Source organism: Tropicibacter alexandrii (assembly GCF_003667315.2).
GTDB classification, from domain to species: Bacteria; Pseudomonadota; Alphaproteobacteria; order Rhodobacterales; family Rhodobacteraceae; genus Tropicibacter; species Tropicibacter alexandrii.
Window position 1 is genome coordinate 1 of sequence record NZ_RCTZ02000047.1, and the last position, 3,847, is coordinate 3,847.

At 62.6% G+C, this 3,847-nt stretch carries 4 protein-coding genes; all 4 read left to right on the top strand.

The window, feature by feature from the left end:
• A partial coding sequence (locus D8Z78_RS24220) for an SDR family NAD(P)-dependent oxidoreductase (RefSeq protein WP_128910928.1) occupies positions 1-801 on the top strand: 801 nt, incomplete at its 5' end.
• A gap of 12 nt (positions 802-813) precedes the next feature.
• Complete coding sequence (locus D8Z78_RS24225; RefSeq protein ID WP_128910929.1) at positions 814-1,692, top strand: SDR family oxidoreductase; 879 nt, start codon at positions 814-816, stop codon at positions 1,690-1,692.
• A 344-nt stretch (positions 1,693-2,036) separates the two neighbouring features.
• On the top strand, positions 2,037-3,431 hold the full coding sequence (locus tag D8Z78_RS24230; protein ID WP_121634738.1) for an MATE family efflux transporter: 1,395 nt from the start codon (positions 2,037-2,039) through the stop codon (positions 3,429-3,431).
• Positions 3,428-3,793, top strand: coding sequence for a glyoxalase superfamily protein (locus tag D8Z78_RS24235; RefSeq protein WP_121634736.1), 366 nt, complete (start codon positions 3,428-3,430; stop codon positions 3,791-3,793). Before D8Z78_RS24230 ends, D8Z78_RS24235 begins: the two co-directional genes overlap by 4 nt.
• The last annotated feature ends 54 nt before the right edge of the window (positions 3,794-3,847 follow it).

Below are 3,847 nucleotides of genomic sequence, written 5' to 3' on the forward strand. Positions count from 1 at the left end.
CAGGGGCATCAGGTGGCGGGCAGCGTGCGCAGCCGCACGGGGCGCAACGCAGACACCGTCGCCGCGCTGGAGGCCCTTGGCGCCAAGATCGTCGAGATGGACGTGACCGACACCGCCATTACCGATGCCGGCGTGGCCCATGCGATCACCGCTTTGGATGGGCTCGACGTTCTGTTCAACAATGCCGGGATCGGCTCCTACGGCATTCAAGAGCTGATGTCGCCCGAGGATATGACCCGCGTCTTCGACGTCAACGTCATCGGCGTGCAGCGGGTCATGCGCGCCGCGCTGCCGCACTTCCGGGCGCAGGGGCGCGGCACGATTCTGTATACCTCCAGCCTGATCGGGCGCATCGCGACGCCGTTCTACGGCACCTATTGCGCCTCGAAATGGGCGCTGGAGGCCATCGTGGAATGCTACCGCACGGAACTGTCTGGCTTTGGCATCGAAAGCTGCATCATAGAGCCGGGCGCCATGCCCACGGCCTTCTTCGACGGAATGGTCACGCCGCAGGACCCCGCCCGCGAGGCCGAATATGGCGACTTCGCCGCCGTCCCGGCTCTGTCGGCGCAGGGCTTGGCGCAGATGCTGGAGGCAACGCCCGATCAACGCCCCGAGCGGATTGCCGAGGCCGTCACCGCCCTGCTGGCCTTGCCCTTTGGCGAGAAACCCTTTCGCACGGTCGTCGACCACACCGGCGTCGGCCCCGAAATCGAGCGCTACAACACCGCGCTGCATGACGTCACCCGCACCGTCCTGACCAATTTCGGCATCGCCGACATGCTGCGCCTCAACGCCTGAAGGAGCCTACCCATGCCCACCATCCTCATCACCGGCGCGTCCTCTGGCATTGGCCGCGCCACCGCGCTGCGCTTTCAGTCCGAAGGCTGGAACGTCATCGCCACCATGCGCGATCCGGCTGCCTCGGACCTTGGCGACCTCGACAACGTGCTGGTCACACACCTCGACGTGACGGATACCGCGTCGATCGAGGCTGCCGTCAACGCAGGCATCGACCGTTTCGGCGCCATCGACGTGCTGCTGAACAACGCAGGCTATGGGGCTTATGGCCCGCTGGAGGCGTTTTCCACCGACCGCATCCGCCGCCAGTTCGACACCAACGTGATCGGCCTTTTGGAGGTGACAAAGGCCGTCCTGCCGCACATGCGCGCGCGCCGCGCGGGGACCATCGTCAATATCTCGTCCATCGGCGGGCAGATCACCTTTCCGCTGGGCGCGCTCTATCACGGCACCAAGTTCGCCGTCGAAGGCCTGTCCGAGGCGCTGCATTATGAACTGGAGCCGCTGGGCATTCGCGTGCGCATCGTCCAGCCCGGCATGATCAAGACCGATTTCGGCGGGCGCTCCTTCGACTTTGCCATGGATGACAGCCTCGCGGATTATGCCCCCAGCGCCGCCGCCATGGGGCGTCTGTTCGGCAAGCTGGCCGCGAACCCGTCCTCGCCAGAGGTCGTGGCCGACGTGATCTGGCAGGCCGCCAATGACACCGGCGATCAACTCCGCTTCCGCGCCGGGCCTGACGCGACCGACCTGCTGGACCGCCGCAAGGCGCAGGACGACCCTACGTTCATCGCTGGCATCAAGGCGCTCATGGCCGAGCAATGCCCTAAACAGCCGAAGCGGCACGACGTCCGCTTCGGCACGCTGCGCTGCAGCAAGCGACCCTTGTGACGAAAGGCAGGTCAGGGCCGTCCTTTCAGGTGAGTGTCTACCCTTGATGTGAGCATGTAGCGCCCGATCAAACGGCGGTAGAGAGCCCAAACCGACCGCAAAGGACAGTGTGTCCCCTCTGTATGCGGCATTTCGGAAACAGAGGCTGATGTTCCGTGGGTATCCTGTGTTGCCTTGCACACTCAACCTTCGTATCGGATTGTCAAGGTGCCGGGCACCTGCCGCCTGCAGACGCGAGTCACGGTGAAGCCCGGAGCAAGTCGACATCTCACCCTCGAAGCATTTCGCAGGTGGGTAATGCAGGCCCCCTCCAGATCCGAAATGCCTCTCAGGAGGAGTGAGCGATGTCTGTTGGACGCGCTGCCAATGCGATTGATAATCCCTTTCTAACCCTGCCAGTCAGACGGCTGTTTCTGTCCAACGTCCTTCCCATGGCCGTGGTCATGTCGACCAGCGGTTTACTGAATGTGGTCGATGGAATCTTTGTAGGTCGGTTCATCGGGGCCCAGGCCCTTGCTGCTGTCAGCCTGGCATTTCCAGTGGTCATGCTGTTGACGGCATTGACCACCCTGACAGGTGGCGGCATGTCGAGTCTTCTGGCCCGGAGACTGGGCAAGGGAGCGCGCCGCGAGGCCGGCGCCGTTTTTGCCGGTGCGCATGGGCTTGCCCTTGTTCTGAGTGCGGTCGTGATCCTCGGCGCGCTGACGGCAGGCCCAGGTATCGTTTCGTTTCTTGCCTCCGGAAATGACGCCGTCGCGGGGCCAGCCAAGACGTATCTGCTGATCCTGATCCTTGGTGCGCCTGTGCAGTTCGGTCTGGGCCTGCATGCTGATGCCCTGCGCAACGAGGGGCGATCGGGGCACATCGCGCTGCTGTCTGTGCTCGTGAACCTTCTGAACGTCGCAGCAAATTATGTTGCGATCGTGATCCTCGATCTCGGAATCGCAGGATCGGCGATCGGGACGGTGGTGGCGCAAATAGTTGGCCTGGTGCTGCTTCTGCTGGCGCGGAAACGCGATCCTGCCCTTTTGCCACTCAGTGCCATTTGGGCCACCAGCTGGCTGAGCGAATGGCGGCAGATCCTCGCCTTGGGCCTGCCGTTGAGCCTGAGCTTCATCGGAATGGCGCTCGTGGCCAGCACCGTTCTCCTCGCCATCGGAAATGTCGCGGCGGATCATGGGACATATATCGCAGCCTACGGAGTTGTGACGCGCGTCCTCGGTCTGGCCTTCCTGCCCCAGATGGCCATCGCCTTGACCACTCAAAGCATCACCGGAAACAACGTCGGCGCAGGCCGCATGGACCGGGCAGGCACGGCCCTACGGCTCGCAATCGGGTGCGCGTTCCTGTGGTGCTTGGGCGTGACACTGATCGGCCTGCTGGCAGGCGAAACGATCGGCGCGCTGTTTTCCGACAAACAGGAGGTGATCGCGGCGGTCGGCGCAATCATGCGTCCCATGACAGCGCTTTATGCGGTCACCGGGCCGATCCTCGTCCTTGCGATGCACTTTCAGGCGATGGGGCATCCGCTGCGAACAGCAGCGCTGACTTTGGTAAAGCCCTGGTTTCTGACGCCTGCGCTCGTAACCGTCCTCAACGCGCACTCTGGGCTTTCGGGCCTTTGGTTTGCGTTTCCTTTCGCAGATGCCACACTGCTTTGTGTAGCTTTGACAATCGTTTATTTCGGCCGCTTGTACGACGAAAGCCCGACCACAATGCAGGCCAAGGAGAGATCATGACACAGCCATCGCTCGAAACTGCCAAGGCGCAGGCCAAAGCACTCCGGCAGGCCCTGCAAGCCAGTGGTTCTGTCATCAGTCATGCGCAGGCGCTCGAACTGATAGCCCGACAACACCGAGCAAGAGACTGGAACACGCTGCATGCCCGGCTCAGCCAGCAAACTGCGCAACCTGTGCTTGCCTTCGGCGATCGGGTCAGCGGGTATTACCTGGGACAGGCCTATACCGGCGAAATCATTGCTCTGTCAGGCTCCGCCGGCCATCGTCACGTAGAAATCAAGCTTGACCAGCCGGTTGATACCGTTCGGTTTGAGACCTTCTCGAACTGGCGTCACCGCGTGAGAACGTCAGTGCAAAAGTGAGCCACGGAAGTGGCGGGATAGTCTTGCTGCGGGCAGAGTAAAACTTTGCCACTT